The 13,702-nt window shown below is 71.0% G+C and carries 12 protein-coding genes and 1 rRNA gene; 3 read left to right on the forward strand and 10 right to left on the reverse strand.

Annotated elements, in window-relative coordinates; all coding sequences use genetic code 11:
• Window positions 1-84 (forward strand): 5S ribosomal RNA (gene rrf / locus ACIREO_RS32605); the annotation flags it as partial.
• A gap of 75 nt (window positions 85-159) precedes the next feature.
• Here rrf and ACIREO_RS32610 read toward each other — a convergent pair.
• From ACIREO_RS32610 to ACIREO_RS32630, 5 genes are all read right to left on the reverse strand, one after another.
• The gene (locus ACIREO_RS32610) at window positions 160-828 is read right to left on the reverse strand and encodes a response regulator (RefSeq protein ID WP_404116755.1); all 669 of its coding nucleotides are present in this window, start codon (window positions 826-828) and stop codon (window positions 160-162) included.
• Window positions 825-2,090: a sensor histidine kinase gene (locus ACIREO_RS32615; protein ID WP_404116757.1), complete on the reverse strand. Its 1,266-nt coding sequence runs from the start codon at window positions 2,088-2,090 to the stop codon at window positions 825-827. The genes ACIREO_RS32610 and ACIREO_RS32615 overlap by 4 nt, the downstream gene beginning before the upstream one ends.
• Window positions 2,091-2,128: 38 nt before the next feature.
• A complete protein-coding gene (locus ACIREO_RS32620; protein ID WP_404116759.1) occupies window positions 2,129-2,917 on the reverse strand; it encodes an ABC transporter permease in 789 nt (262 codons plus the stop codon).
• Entirely contained in the window at window positions 2,914-3,840 is a 927-nt protein-coding gene (locus tag ACIREO_RS32625; protein WP_404116761.1) for an ATP-binding cassette domain-containing protein, read from the reverse strand. Before ACIREO_RS32625 ends, ACIREO_RS32620 begins: the two co-directional genes overlap by 4 nt.
• A gap of 133 nt (window positions 3,841-3,973) precedes the next feature.
• Complete coding sequence (locus ACIREO_RS32630) at window positions 3,974-5,440, reverse strand: FAD-dependent monooxygenase (RefSeq protein ID WP_404116763.1); 1,467 nt, start codon at window positions 5,438-5,440, stop codon at window positions 3,974-3,976.
• Window positions 5,441-5,505: 65 nt separating this feature from the next.
• Here ACIREO_RS32630 and ACIREO_RS32635 point away from each other — a divergent pair, with 65 nt between their 5' ends.
• Complete coding sequence (locus tag ACIREO_RS32635) at window positions 5,506-6,159, forward strand: TetR family transcriptional regulator (RefSeq protein WP_404116765.1); 654 nt, start codon at window positions 5,506-5,508, stop codon at window positions 6,157-6,159.
• 53 nt (window positions 6,160-6,212) lie between these two features.
• Window positions 6,213-6,767: a GNAT family N-acetyltransferase gene (locus ACIREO_RS32640; protein ID WP_404116767.1), complete on the forward strand. Its 555-nt coding sequence runs from the start codon at window positions 6,213-6,215 to the stop codon at window positions 6,765-6,767.
• Window positions 6,768-6,785: 18 nt separating this feature from the next.
• Here ACIREO_RS32640 and ACIREO_RS32645 read toward each other — a convergent pair whose 3' ends face one another.
• From ACIREO_RS32645 to ACIREO_RS32665, 5 genes are read right to left on the reverse strand one after another with little or no spacing between them, the layout of a single operon-like run.
• Complete coding sequence (locus tag ACIREO_RS32645) at window positions 6,786-8,366, reverse strand: type IV secretory system conjugative DNA transfer family protein (RefSeq protein ID WP_404116769.1); 1,581 nt, start codon at window positions 8,364-8,366, stop codon at window positions 6,786-6,788.
• Window position 8,367: 1 nt separating this feature from the next.
• A complete protein-coding gene (locus ACIREO_RS32650; protein ID WP_404116771.1) occupies window positions 8,368-9,786 on the reverse strand; it encodes an ATP-binding protein in 1,419 nt (472 codons plus the stop codon).
• An 18-nt stretch (window positions 9,787-9,804) separates the two neighbouring features.
• Window positions 9,805-11,355 carry an SCO6880 family protein gene (locus ACIREO_RS32655; protein ID WP_404116773.1) on the reverse strand — a complete coding sequence of 517 codons (1,551 nt, stop codon included), beginning with the start codon at window positions 11,353-11,355 and terminating at the stop codon, window positions 9,805-9,807.
• Window positions 11,352-12,692, reverse strand: coding sequence for a hypothetical protein (locus ACIREO_RS32660; RefSeq protein WP_404116775.1), 1,341 nt, complete (start codon window positions 12,690-12,692; stop codon window positions 11,352-11,354). Before ACIREO_RS32660 ends, ACIREO_RS32655 begins: the two co-directional genes overlap by 4 nt.
• A complete protein-coding gene (locus ACIREO_RS32665; RefSeq protein WP_404116777.1) occupies window positions 12,682-13,554 on the reverse strand; it encodes a hypothetical protein in 873 nt (290 codons plus the stop codon). Before ACIREO_RS32665 ends, ACIREO_RS32660 begins: the two co-directional genes overlap by 11 nt.
• Between the last annotated feature and the right edge of the window lie 148 nt (window positions 13,555-13,702).

Raw genomic sequence — 13,702 nt, forward strand, 5'->3', positions numbered from 1 at the left:
TACATTCCGAACCCGGAAGCTAAGCCTTTCAGCGCCGATGGTACTGCAGGGGGGACCCTGTGGGAGAGTAGGACGCCGCCGAACTATTATTACGGGAAAGCCCCGTGCCCTTGTGGCACGGGGCTTTTCTGCGTTCACCGCCCACATCGGCCGCATCGGCTAGCGCGCGTTCACCATGCGGGTGTCGTACGCCAGGATGACGGCCTGGATGCGGTCCCGGGACCCCGTCTTGGCGAGGATGCGGGTCACATGCGTCTTCACCGTGGATTCGGCGAGGTGGAGGCGGGTGGCGATCTCGGTGTTCGTCCAGCCCTGGCCGATGACCGTGAGGATTTCCCTCTCCCGTTCCGTCAGTGACGTGATGCGCGGGTCTTCCGTGGCGGGTGTGCCGCCGGGTGCGGCCGGCAGGTGATGGGCGTAGGCGTCCAGGAGCCGGCGGGTGAGGCTCGGGGCGACGACCGCGTCGCCGCTCGCGACGGCCCGGATGCCGGAGAGGAGCTCCTCCGGCAGGGCGTCCTTGACGAGGAAGCCGCTCGCGCCGGCCCGGAGGCCGTCGTACGCGTACTCGTCCATGTCGAAGGTCGTCACGATGAGGACCCGGGTGGGGGCGCCGGACGTGATGATGCGGCGTGTGGCCTCGATGCCGTCGAGGCCCGGCATGCGGATGTCCATCAGGACGACGTCCGGGTGGTGGCGGGCGACCAGGCCTACCGCCTCCGTGCCGTTGGCTGCCTCGCCGACGACCGTCATGTCGTCCTGGCTCTCCAGCAGCATGCGGAAGCCGAAACGCTGCATGGCCTGGTCGTCGGCGATGAGTACCGTGGTCACGGGGGTGCGTCCTCCAGAGGAAGGCGAAGGCGGGTGTGCCAGCCGCCGGCGGGGAGCCGGGCCGCTTCGAGTGTGCCGTTGTAGAGCGAGGCGCGCTCACGCATTCCGCTGATGCCCCGTCCGGTGCCGTGGCTCTCCCCTTCCGGGGCCGGCGTACCACCGCCCGAGTCCGTGGCCCGCACTTCGAGTCCGGTGGGCGTGTACGTGAGGGTGACCTCGGCGGTGGCCTCGGGGCCCGCGTGCTTGAGGGTGTTGGTGAGGGATTCCTGGACCACGCGGTAGACGGCGAGCTGACGTCCGGGTGAGGCGGCGTCGGGCGGCGGGGTGCCGTGGACCGTGAGGCGTACGGGCAGGCCTGCTTCCCGTACGCCGGTCAGCAGGGTGTCCAGGTCCGCGAGTGAGGGCTGGGGCGCCAGGTCGGCCGCCGGGGCAGGGTCGCGGAGGACGCCGAGTACGCGACGTAGCTCCGCCAGGGCCTGGCGGCTCGTGGTGCCGATGGCTTCGAGGGCCTGGCCCGCACGTTCCGGGCTCTTGGCCGCGGCGTACGCCCCGCCGTCGGCCAGGCCGGTGATGACGGACAGGTTGTGGCCGATGATGTCGTGCATCTCGCGGGCGATACGGGCGCGTTCGGCGGCTGCCGCGAGCTGGGTCGTCTGGTCACGTTCGCGTTCGAGCCGGTGGGCGCGTTCGACGAGGGCCTCGGTGTACTCCCGGCGGGTGCGCACCACGATGGCGAGCAGTGTGACGAAGACGAATCCCCAGATGTAGGAGACGAGTTGCCGGTCCGCGGTCCCGGGAATGAGGATCGCTCCGGCGGCGGCGGGCATGCACAGCAGCAGACCTGCCCGGGCGAGGGTATTGAAGGGCAGCCGCAGGGCGATCGTGTAGGCGGGAATCAGCTGGAGCAGGGCGGCCTGCACGACTGCGCCCGTCCAGATGTTGAGCATGGAGACCGGGGCCATCAGGACGAGTACGGCCATCGGCCGGCGGCGGCGCCACAGCAGGGGCGCGGAGAAGCAGAGGCTCATCAGCAGGACGAGGGGCTCAGGTGCCTCCACGTTGCGGGCGACGTTGCGCCAGCCGCCGGTGCTGTAGTCGAGCACCGCGACGACGACCCAGAAGCCCGTGACCGCCATGTCCCAGAGCATCGGCCGACGGAGGTCGAGGGCGCGGAGCCGTTGAAGGAGGTTCTGGATGTACAGGGTCAGCGGGGCGGTGCCCGGCGTCTGGTGCCCCGGGTGCGGGTCCTTGTCGTCGCTCATCCCGTCCGCCCTCCGTCCGTCCGTCACCGTGCCTCCCGTTACGCGTCCCTGCGGCGCAGGAGCACTGCGCCCGCGCCCAGTGACGCCCCCGCCCACAGGCAGAGGGCGAGCAGAGCCGCGCCGGTGCTCGCGGCGTCCGGGAGCGGGGTGGCCGAGCCGAGCGCCCCGGCGGCCTGGGTCGGGAAGTACTTCAGAGCGCTGTCCACGGCATCGTACGGAAGCATGCCGAGGACTTCGGGAAGGATCAGGACACCGCCGATGTACGCCCCGATGCTGCCGGGCACGGAGCGGAGCGTGGCGCCCAGGCCGAGGCCGATCAGGCTGAGCAGGGTGATGGCGACGGCGTTGCCCGCGACGGCTCCGAGGACGCCCGGGTCGGTGAGCCCTGCGGCCTTGTCGGTGTCGCCCAGGAACAGTTGCGCGGCGCGGAAGGTGATCAGCGCGGTGGCGAACACCGAGCTGAAGGCGGCGACGGTGAAGACCGTGGCCTTGGCCCACAGGACGGGAAGCCGGCGCGGTACGACGGTGAGCGAGGCGCGGATCATCCCGGTGGAGTACTCGCCGGCTGTGACGAGGATGCCGAGGACCGCGAGGCACATCTGGCCGAGCTGGCTGCCGTAGAGGACGAGGACGACGGTGTCGATGTCGGCGTCGCCGCCGCCCGACGTGTAGGTGGCGCCCATGATCAGCCCGATCCCGAGCACCAGCACCGCTGCCGACAGGAGCGTGATCCAGGTGGAGCGCAGGGACCAGAGTTTGTGCCACTCGGAGCGCAGCACGTGGCGGGGGGTGACGCGGTACGGGGAGGGTGCGGTGGCGGTGGTCATGCGGTGGCTCCCGTCAGGGGTGCGGCGGTCCGGTACTCGACGGATTCCTGGGTGAGGTCCATGAAGGCCTGCTCCAGGGAGACGGTCTGCGGTGTGAGTTCGGTGAGCGGGACGGCGTGGTCGGCGGCGGTGCGGCCGATGTGCGCGGAGTCGGCGCCGTGGACGGTCAGTTCGCCGACGGTGCCGGTGGTGATGTGTACGCCGGGCCCGGTGAGCAGGGAGCTCAGCCTGTCGGCCTGGGGGGTGACGACCTTGACGGAGGCGCCGCCCGCGGTGCGGATCAGTTCGCCGACGGTGGTGTCGGCGAGGAGCCGGCCGCGGCCGATGATGACGAGGTGGTCGGCGGTGAGCGCCATCTCGCTCATGAGGTGCGAGGAGACGAGGACGGTCCGGCCCTCCGCGGCGAGGGACGTGAGGAGGTTGCGGATCCAGAGGACGCCTTCGGGGTCGAGACCGTTGACCGGTTCGTCGAGGATGAGGGTCGCGGGGTCGCCGAGGAGCGCGGCGGCGATGCCGAGGCGCTGCCCCATGCCGAGGGAGAAGCCCTTGATCCTCTTGTGGGCGGCTCCGGTGAGGCCGGCGAGGTCCAGGACGTGTTCGACGCGGCTGCGGGGGATGCCGTGGGTGTGGGCGAGTGCCATGAGGTGGTTGAGGGCGGTGCGCCCCGGGTGGACCGAGCGGGCTTCCAGGAGGGCTCCGACCTCGGTGAGCGGTGCGGGGTGGGTGGTGTAGTCGCGGCCGCCGATGGTGGACCTGCCGCTGGTGGGGGCGTCCAGTCCGAGCAGCATGCGCATGGTGGTCGACTTGCCTGCTCCGTTGGGGCCGAGGAAGCCGGTGACGGCGCCGGGGTGGACGGTGAAGTCCAGGCCGTGGACGACGGTTGAGCTCCCGTACCGCTTGGTGAGTTCGTATGCCCTGATCATGTGGTCGACGCTACGGAGCGGGCGCGTGGCGGTCGTCCGACCTCGGGCTGGACGTGGGGACGGGCGTAGTACCGGGGTACGACGCGGAGGGCGGCTCCCGGACAGAGCCGTCCCCCCTCCTTCACCTGGGCCCTCAGCCGAACCAGCGGGCGAGGGCCGTGTCGAGCGGGGTGCCGTCGGTGTCGGTCCAGGCGAGGTAGCCGTCGGGGCGGATCAGGACGGCTCCGGCGCCCTCGACGTCCTCGTCGGTCTTCGCCGTGACGTGCTCGACCCGGTCGGACCGGTCGCCCACCGCCCGTTGCCCGTCGTCGAGGGAGAGCAGCAGGCCCCGGCCGGAGTGCATCAGCCGGCTCGCCCGGGTCGGACCGTCCTGGGTGGTCAGGTCCATGTCGATCAGTCGGGTGCCGGCGCGGGGGTACTGGAGGTCCAGGCCGGACATCATGCCCGAGATGTATCGGTTGGCGTCGGGGAGGCGGAGCAGCTCGGTCACGAGCTCGCGGACCGCGCCGATCTCTTCGTCCCTGTCGACGTTCATGATCACGCGCTGGGCGCGGGTGTGGCGCAGTACGGCTGCGGCGACCGGGTGCCGCTCCTCGTGGTAGGTGTCGAGCAGACCGGCGGGCGCCCAGCCACGGATGGTGCCGGCGAGCTTCCATCCGAGGTTCATCGCGTCCTGGACGCCCAGGTTGACGCCTTGGCCGCCGATCGGCATGTGGATGTGCGCCGCGTCCCCGGCGAAGAGGACCCGGCTCTCGCGGTAGCGCTCGACCTGGCGCACGGCGTCGCCGAAGCGGGAGGCGGCGCGGAGTTCGCCCAGTTCCGCTTCGGGGCCGTACACGGCGTGAAGCGCTTCGCGGACCTCGTCGGCGGAGACGGGCGCCGCGCGGTCCGGGCTCTCCCCGGAATCCTTGCCGAAAATCATCCGGTACAGGTCCGGGGCGATGGGGTGCAGGATCGCGTAGAAGCCGTGGGCCGACCGGGTGTACTCGCTGAAGTGCCCGGGCCGGGTGGGGACCGTCTCGGACCGGGAGGCGAGGGTGAGGTCCGCCACCACGGCGGACATCCGGCGCTTCTGGCCGGGGAAGGGGACGCCGAGCAGCCGGCGGACCGTGCTGTGTCCGCCGTCGCACGCGACGAGGTAGCTGCCCCGGATCTCACCGCCTCCGAGGGGGCCGTCCGTGTGCCACTGGGCCGTGACACCTTCCGCGTCCTGTGCGACCGCCGTCACTTCGCGGCCGCGGAGCACGGGTACGCCCCGCTCGCCGAGGAGCCGTTCGAGGTGGGCCTCCAGCCGGGCCTGCGGAACCCCGACCGGGTGGGGGTACCGGGTGCGCCAGGGCCGGCAGTCCAGCTCGACCGGCAGGATGGCGAAGTGCCCGCCGTGGGTGTTCTCGAACATTTCCTGGGTGAGCAGCGGTTCCAGCAGCCCGCGCAGATCGAGCACTTCGGCGGTGCGCGGCTGGAGGCTGCCTGCCCGGGACTGGGGGTCGCGGGTGTGCTGCTTCTCCATGACGACGACCGGTATCCCGGCCAGCGCGAGCTCGTACGCCAGCGTCAGCCCGGTCGGGCCCGCTCCCACCACGATGACCTCGGTCCGCATGACAACCTCCTGAAGAGTGAGACGTAGTGCAATTATGCACTGAGTCTCCCAGGTAGACTCAGTGCATGGATCAGCGGATGGGCCTGCGGGATCGCAAGAAGGAACGCACCCGGGAGACGATCGCGGCGACGGCGATCCGTCTCTTCCTCGACAAGGGCTTCGACCGGGTGTCGATCACCGAGATCGCGGAGGCGGCGGAGATCTCCCGGCGGACCCTCTTCGCGTACTTCGCGACGAAGGAGGACCTCGTGCTGCACCGGTTCGCCGATCACGAGAGCGAGGCGGCCCGGACCGTGCGCGCCCGTCCGGCCGGACAGCCGCCGCTGGAGGCGCTGCGGGTGGCCGCCGTCGATGCCCTGACGCACCGCGACGCGAACACCGGCCTGTGCGACGACCCCGAGGTCATGGCCTTCTTCCGCATGATCCTCGACACCGAGAGCCTGGCGGCGCGGCTGACCCGCTACCTGGCGCGCGGCATCGACGCGCTGGCCCAGGCGCTGCGGGAGGCGGACGTCGATCCGCTCGCCGCGCGTCTCGTGGCCGCCCAGGTGATCGTGGTGCAGGGGGAACTGGCGGGCATGAACCAGGAGGCCCTGGCGGGCGGCGAATCCGCCGACGACCGCTACCCGGAGGCCGTCCGCGCGGCCGAGCGGGCGTTCAGCCTGCTGCGCGACGGGCTGGGCCGGCCACCGCAGGAACAGCCTGCCGCCGGACGCTGACAGCTGGCGTATCCCGTTTGCCGTGGTGGGGCGCGGCAGGGCACGATCGGCCGATGGACTACGTGGTGCGTGCGGTGCGGGCAGAGGAGTGGGAGCGGGCCAAGGAGATCCGGCTGGCTTCGCTGCGGGACCCGGTCGCCTCGATCGCCTTCCTGGAGACGTACGAGAACGCGGTGGCCAAGCCGGATGTGTTCTGGCAGGAGCGGACCGCAGGAGGTGCCGCGGGGGAGCACAGCCGTCAGTTCATCGCCGAGGCGCCCGACGGGCAGTGGGCGGGGACGGTGACGGCACTCGTCGAACGGCCGGCGGGCGAGCCGGGTTTCGGGGAGGCGGCCGAGGTCGATCAGGCCCACCTGGTGGGCGTGTTCGTACGGCCTGAGCATCGGGGGAGCGGGGTGGTGGACGCGCTGTTCCGCGAGGCCGTCGACTGGGCCTGGTCGTTGACCGGGCCGCCGCTGGAGCGGGTGCGGCTGTACGTCCATGAGACCAACGCGCGGGCCCAGGCTTCCTACCGGCGGACCGGCTTCGGGCCGACCGGGCAGACGCTGCCGATGCAGGGTGATCCGACGTCCCTGGAGCTGGAGTTCGAGCTCCGCCGCCAGAAGTAGGAGAGGCGGTCGCCGCTGTCAGCCCGGCCCGGGCGCCGGCAGGCGTTCCCGCCAGCGGGCGCGGGCCTGTTCCTCGGAACGGAGCAGGACCAGGGCGGGCATCCCCTGGTCCCGGCCGGCCGACAGGAACTCCGGGAGTTGGGGGAGCGGAGCCACGGCGGCGACGTCGTCGAGGACGAGCGACATTGGTGGGTCGAGCCGACCGTCGGTTGACCGTGCGGCCATGCGGCGGCCGTGCTCGACCACGTGCGAGGCGAGTGCGGTGAGCAGCGGCATCGCACCGGGGTGGTGGCGAGGGTCCTCGATGGGTTCACCGACCACATAGAGCGTTCCCCCTTCGCGTGCAAAAGAATCCAGTACGAGCGCATCTGCTCGGTTGGGTGTGCACGCCTCACGGATGTGGACCGAGGAGAGCGCCTCGAAAGCACGCACCGTCAGTTCCTGGGCCACCTCCCGGCGTTCCGGATAGGCGGTGAGGGCGGACTCCAGCAGCCCGGCGAGCCCGGAGGCCGCCTTGGGGTGGGTGCGGAGCACCCTGACCGGTTCGTGGCCGCCTGAGCCGGAGGCCCAGCGGTGGACCTGCCGGAAGGGGCGGCCGTCGACGGCGGCGGCGTGCAGCCAGCACTGGAGCATGGTCCCGGCGGTGTCGGCGACTGCTGTGTCGGCCCTGGCCAGGGGGCGGACCGGGGTGAGGAGCGCGGTCGCCCGGGAGGCCGCGACGGCGGGGTCCTCGCAGCCGGCGACGGGCGACCAGTGGAGCCGGGCCGGGGTGTCGCAGAGGTGGCCCGGGTCGTAGACGAGGACGGGGCCGAGCTTGCTGCGGGCGTCCTTCGTCTCCGCCCAGACGGAGGGGTCCGAGGTCACCACGAGCGCGGGGCCGTCGGCATCCCTGATGGCCTGGACGACGGCGGGGCGGTGGGTGGCGGAGGCGCCGTAGAGCACATGGGGCGTACGGGGAGTGGGGACCAGCGGGGAGGGTTCGCGCGCGTACGCGGCGGTGGCGGGCTCCGGCTCGGCAGCCGGGGCCGGGGCGGGGGCCGCAGGGGTCGGAGCCGGGGCGGCGGACGCGGGGGCCGCCTCCCCGGCCGGCGCGGTTTCGACGGGCACCGGAGCGGCCGACGGGGGCGCTTCGGCTGCCGTCGCCTGCCAGGACGGGTCCTGGACCGCCGACCGGGTGCGTACGGGATCCCGCTCGGGTTCGTACGGCGCCGTGCCCACGCTCTTCTGCTTCCGGACCAGCCGCCAGCGCGTCACCACACCCACCGCGAACACCGTCAGGACCAGCAGCACCATCACCTCGCTGATGAACAGGCCCCAGAACAGCCCGTGTCCGGAGAGCTCACCCGGCGGGGTGCCCGGCCAGGCACCCGGCAGGTCCGTCGGCGCGACGGCCAGGGCGCGCAGCGCCAGCGGCGTCCGGGCGAACGTGACGCCCTCCGGCCAGCCTCCGTGGGCGAACAGCCCGGCCAGGCCCGTCGCCGTCCACGCCAGGACCGTCACCCCGAAGAGGAAGACCAGGAGGCCGATCAGCAGCCCGTCCGGAACACCGCCCTGGCCTTCGCCGCCGCGGGCCGGACCGGATGGTGCCTGGCGTGCCATGTCATGCCACCGTTGACTCGGACGACTCGTTCAGCCGTTGCTGGTGTTCGATCCGCGCCGCCCGCTGTTCCGCCTCCAGCTCCGCGGCCCGTACGTCTTCGGGGAGCATGTCCGAGGTGGACCCCTCCGTCATCGCGCGGTCGGTGAAGACCAGGGGGCGTTCCGCCTCGGTGATCAGGTGCTTGACGACCTGCACGTTGCCGTTGACGTCCCATACGGCGATGCCCGGGGTCAGCGTCGGGATGATCTCGACCGCCCACCGTGGCAGCCCGATGACCTTGCCCGTCGCTCTGGCCTCGTCGGCCTTCTGGGCGTAGATCGTGCGGGTGGAGGCCATCTTCAGGATGGCCGCCGCTTCCTTCGCCGCGGCTCCGTCGACGACGTCGCTGAGGTGGTGGACGACCGCGACGAAGGAGAGCCCGAGGCGCCGTCCGAATTTCAGCAGACGCTGGAAGAGCTGTGCGACGAAAGGCGAGTTGATGATGTGCCAGGCCTCCTCGACCAGGAAGATGCGCTTCTTCCGGTCGGGCCTGATCCAGGTGTGTTCCAGCCACACGCCGACGATCGCCATGAGGATCGGCATGGCGATGGAGTTCCGGTCGATGTGCGAGAGGTCGAAGACGATCAGCGGTGCGTCGAGGTCGATGCCGATCGTGGTCGGGCCGTCGAACATGCCGCGCAGGTCACCGTCGACGAGCCGGTCCAGGACGAGGGCGACGTCCAGGCCCCAGGCCCGTACGTCGTCTATGTCCACGTTCATCGCCTCGGCGGACTCGGGCTTCGGGTGACGCAGCTGCTCCACGATGTCCATCAGGACCGGCTGGCGGTCGACGATGGTGTTGGTGACGTACGCGTGTGCGACCTTGAGCGCGAATCCGGACCGCTCGTCGAGGCCGTGACCCATGGCGACCTCGATGATCGTACGGAGCAGGGCGAGCTGCCCGGTCGTGGTGATCGACGGGTCGAGCGGGTTGAGGCGGATCCCGTCGTTCAGCGCGGCGGCCGGGTCGAGTCGGATGGGCGTGATGCCCAGCTCCTCGGCGATGAGGTTCCACTCGCCGACGCCGTCCTCGCCCTGGGCGTCCAGGACGACGACCTGGCGGTCGCGGAAGCGGAGCTGGCGCAGCACATAGGTCTTCTCCAGCGCCGACTTGCCGTTGCCGGACTCGCCGAGCACCAGCCAGTGCGGGGCGGGGAGCTGCTGCCCGTACAGCTGGAACGGGTCGTAGATGTAGCCCTTGCCGGAATACACCTCACGCCCGATGATCACGCCGGAGTCGCCGAGACCCGGCGCGGCGGTCGGCAGGTAGACGGCCTGGGCCTGGCCCGTCGACGTACGCACCGGCAGCCGGGTCGTCTCCACGCTTCCGAAGAGGAAACCGGTGAAGGCATCCGACAACGCGGACAGCGGATCTCGCATGGCGTGACTGCCCTCTCGTTAGCGACGGATGCCGGTGGCGAACGGCAAGGTGTTCACAAAGGCGCGGTGGTGCTCCCGGTCGCACCACTCCAGCTTGAGGTACGACTTGCCGGCCGAGGCCCGGATCGTCCGCTTGTCGCGGGCGAGTGCCTCGGGGGACCGGGACGACACGGTGATGTACCCCACCAGATTCACTCCGGCCGCGCCGCTCGCAAGATCTTCACCCCGCTGGTCGAGCCGCCCGTGGGCGGCGATGTCGCGCGGGTCGACCGTGCGGTTCATCTTGGCCTGGCGGCTCGCCTCGGCGTCGTCGTTGGTCTTCTCCGTGAGCATGCGCTCGATGGCGATCTCGGTGGGTTCGAGGTCCATGGTGACCGCGACCGTACGGATCACGTCGGGCGTGTGGACGAGGAGGGGGGCCAGGAAGTTGACGCCGACGGGAGTCATCGGCCACTCCTTCACCCAGGCCGTCGAGTGGCACCAGGGGGAGCGCGTGGTCGACTCACGGGTCTTGGCCTGGAGGAAGGTCGGCTCGACCGCGTCGAGCTCGGCCGGCCAGGCGTTGCGCTTCGTCATGGCCTGGATGTGGTCGATGGGGTGGTCCGGGTCGTACATCGAGTGCACCAGGGACGCCAGCCGGCTCTGGCCGAGCGGCTGCCGGACCCGGATGTCGGCCTCGGCGAGCCGCGCGCAGATGTCGGTCAGCTCGCGTGCCATGACGACGGCGAGGCCCGCGTCCCGGTCGACCCGGCGGCCTCCCTTGGGACGGGCGGCGCGGGCCATGGCGTTGGCCTCGGCCGCCAGGTCGCGGCTGTAGTGCATGCAGGCGACGAGGTAGGCGCGGTGCTGCTCGCTGGAGGTCGACACCATCGACTGGAGCTGGTCGTAGGACTCCTGGAGCCAGCCGGGCGCGGACCGGTCACCGCGCTGGGCGACGTCCTTGGCGTGCGCGTCGGGGTCGGCTGGCAGCGTACGGGCCAGCATCTGAAGGCGCGTCACGAAGCCGTCGCCGTTGGCCACGTGTTTGAGCAGGGTGCCGAAGCGGTCGACCAGGGCCTCCTGGTCCTCGCTGTCGCGCAGGCCGACCCCGGGGCCCTCGATCTCGATGGCGGCGGTGACCGTACGCCGGTCGGCGTGCAGGAGCACGGCGATCTCGTCGGGGCCGAAGGGCGCGGCGAGCCAGCTGATCCGGCCGATGCCGGGCGGCGGCCCGATCTCCACCTCGCGCCCGTCGGCGCTGACCCCGGCCTCCATCGCGGAGGAACGGTAGGCCGTGCCGCGGCGCAGGGTGCGCTTGAAGCTGCGGTTGATCTCGAACCATTTGTAGAAGGTGCGGCCCTTGTAGGGGAAGTACACGACGGCCAGGGCCAGCATGGGGAAGCCCACGAGCGACACGATCCGCAGGGAGAGAACGGGGACGAGGAGCCCGCTCATCATGCCGAGGAACGCTCCGGCGATGATCAGGGCGATCTCGCCCGTCTCACGGTTCTTGCCGACGATCGCGTTCGGCCGGGCCCGCCCGATGAGATACGTACGGCGGGGCGCCATCGTGTGTGACTGTGTCGTCAACGCCCTCCACCTCCTGTGCTCGTGTTACCTGTGCTGCCTGAACCGCCTCGTGGCGTGCGGCTGCTGTGGGGGGTACCGGAGGTGGGCCCGGACCCGCTACGGGGCGAGGGTGCGCTTCCTCCGCCTCCTGGGTTACGGGAGCTGTGGGCGGCCACACCGCCACTGACCGGGTTGGCGGGCCGGGCACCGCCGCCTCCGCCACCGCCTTCACCGCCGCCGCGGCCGCTGTGCGTCTTGATGCCCTGGGAGACGAGAGCGGCGGGCGAGCTGATCATCGCGGCGGCCTGGGAGCCGTCGGTGGCCTGCTTGCGGTTGGTGCGGGCGCCCTGGATCTCGTCGCCGAAGCCGGGGACGAAGCGGTAGATCATCGCGGAGGCGAAGATGGCCAGCAGGATGATGGCGAGGCCGGACACGACGGCCGAGAAGGCGTTGGGCCCGTCGTCCGCGGAGAGCGCCCCGGCGAGCCCGAGCACGATGACGATGACGGGCTTCACCATGATCACGGCGATCATGATGCCCGCCCAGCGGCGGACGTGGCCCCACATGTTCTTGTCGACGAGCCCGGAGTACACGACGACGCCCAGCAGGGCGCCGACGTAGAGCAGGGCGGCCCGGATCACGAGCTCCAGCCACAGGATGCCGGCGGCGAGGATCGACACGAGCGAGACGACGATCAGCATGATCGGGCCGCCGCCGATGTCGGTGCCCTTCTTGAGCGCCTCGGCGAACGACCCGAAGAAGACATCGGTCTGCCCGCCTGTGGCCGCGGAGATGACCTCGGTGACGCCGTCGGTGGCCGATACGACCACGTACAGGATGAGCGGGGTGAAGGCGGAGGCCAGGACCGTGAGCCAGAGGAAGCCGATGGCCTCGGACATCGCGGTGGTGAACGGGACGCCCCTGACGGCACGCTTGGCCACGGCGAAGAGCCACAGGACCAGGGTGAGGATCGTGGAGGCGGCAAAAACGACGGAGTACTGCTTCAGGAAGGTGGGATTGGTGAAGTCGACGGTCGCCGTGCCTTCGACGGCCTCGCTCAGCTTCCCGACGATGTACGCGGCGGCGTCGGCGCAGCCGCGGGCGAGGGAGGTGAGGGGGTCGAGGGCGTCGTCGGTGATGGGGGGTGTGCTGCGGGCGCCTGAACCGGCCTTTTCGCCGTCCTCGCAGTAGTCCTTGGCGAGCCCGACGATGAGGTCGCAGGGGTTGTCGCTGGTACTCGGCGACGGAGTCGGCGTGGGCTCAGCGTAGGCACGAGATGACAGGGCGACCATCGCGGCCGGGAGGCTTCCCAGGATTCCGGCAAGCGAGAGGGCTCGGAACCGGCGGCTATCGGGCATAGGTGAAGCCTCCGTATCCATCAACCGCACCGGCGATGTCGTCCGCAGTCGAGGCCCGGTTGTCGCCGCTGACGGGTGTCGGCCCCTCTGCCTGGTTCGACGACTCGATCTTCCAGTCGTCACCGACCCACTTGAGCTTCTCGCTGATGGTGAACCACGTGGCGGTGACAGGCTTGGTGGAGCCCTGGCCTGCCATACCGACGAGTCCCGTGCACCAGACCTCCACGGTCGCGGTGTCCGTTCCCTGGGCCGTCACCTTCGTCCCCACCGGAATGGTTCTGGAGACGAACGTCAGGCCGCTGGGCGTGCTGCCGTCCTCGTTCAGCCCGACGTTCGCGAGGAAACTGGGGGAATACGCCTTCCCCATGTCCACCTGGAGGGTCGCTACGACGGCAGGGTCATGCGTGGCCTGCAGGATGCCGTCCCGCTTCGTCTTGTCGAACATCTCCGCAGACCCCAGCGCCACCGCGTAATTCGCCGCAGCGCTCTGCGCCCCCTGTTCGTCATGTGCGAAGCCCGAGGCGATCGTGCCGTTCTTGCCCTGGACCGGCTTCGTGCCCGTCGCGGCCGTGGGGCCCGCCCCCGCCCCCGCAGCCTCCGACTTCTTCGCGCTGTCGTCGCCCGAGGCCCCGCCCCCGCCCTGGTTCGCGAACGCGATCGCCGCGATCAGCAGGACCACCACGCCCACCACCATGATCAGCGAGCGGGAGTTCCGGGCGGGCCGGCGGCCGTAACCCTCGCCGTCGTCGCCGCCGGGCAGGCGCGTGCGCGTCTGGCGTGTCCCGCCGAGGGTGCTGTACGCGTCGTCCGGGTGGCCCCCCGGCTCGTTGCCGCCGTATCCACGCTCGTCGCCCTGGCTCATGCCGCGTACGCCCCCTCAGCCGTGTGAAGTTCCGCGTAGTACGACGGTAGCGGTGCTGGTTTCCGCGTGGGCGCGGTGTGGTGACTCGACATCAGGGGACGCAACCTCTGCCGGTGGGCACGACGGACGGATGGTGGGGGACGGACGG

The sequence above is a fragment of the Streptomyces sp. NPDC102441 genome, from assembly GCF_044765585.1.
Taxonomy (GTDB): Bacteria; Actinomycetota; Actinomycetes; order Streptomycetales; family Streptomycetaceae; genus Streptomyces.

Excerpts from the sequence above, each read along its gene's own strand:
- ACIREO_RS32650 (WP_404116771.1), bottom strand. The coding sequence starts at position 9,786 with ATGCGAGATCCGCTGTCCGCGTTGTCGGATGCCTTCACCGGTTTCCTC.
- ACIREO_RS32635 (WP_404116765.1), top strand. The coding sequence starts at position 5,506 with ATGGATCAGCGGATGGGCCTGCGGGATCGCAAGAAGGAACGCACCCGG.
- ACIREO_RS32625 (WP_404116761.1), bottom strand. The coding sequence starts at position 3,840 with ATGATCAGGGCATACGAACTCACCAAGCGGTACGGGAGCTCAACCGTC.
- ACIREO_RS32640 (WP_404116767.1), top strand. The coding sequence starts at position 6,213 with ATGGACTACGTGGTGCGTGCGGTGCGGGCAGAGGAGTGGGAGCGGGCC.
- ACIREO_RS32620 (WP_404116759.1), bottom strand. The coding sequence starts at position 2,917 with ATGACCACCGCCACCGCACCCTCCCCGTACCGCGTCACCCCCCGCCAC.
- ACIREO_RS32660 (WP_404116775.1), bottom strand. The coding sequence starts at position 12,692 with ATGCCCGATAGCCGCCGGTTCCGAGCCCTCTCGCTTGCCGGAATCCTG.
- ACIREO_RS32665 (WP_404116777.1), bottom strand. The coding sequence starts at position 13,554 with ATGAGCCAGGGCGACGAGCGTGGATACGGCGGCAACGAGCCGGGGGGC.
- ACIREO_RS32615 (WP_404116757.1), bottom strand. The coding sequence starts at position 2,090 with ATGAGCGACGACAAGGACCCGCACCCGGGGCACCAGACGCCGGGCACC.
- ACIREO_RS32645 (WP_404116769.1), bottom strand. The coding sequence starts at position 8,366 with ATGGCACGCCAGGCACCATCCGGTCCGGCCCGCGGCGGCGAAGGCCAG.
- ACIREO_RS32630 (WP_404116763.1), bottom strand. The coding sequence starts at position 5,440 with ATGCGGACCGAGGTCATCGTGGTGGGAGCGGGCCCGACCGGGCTGACG.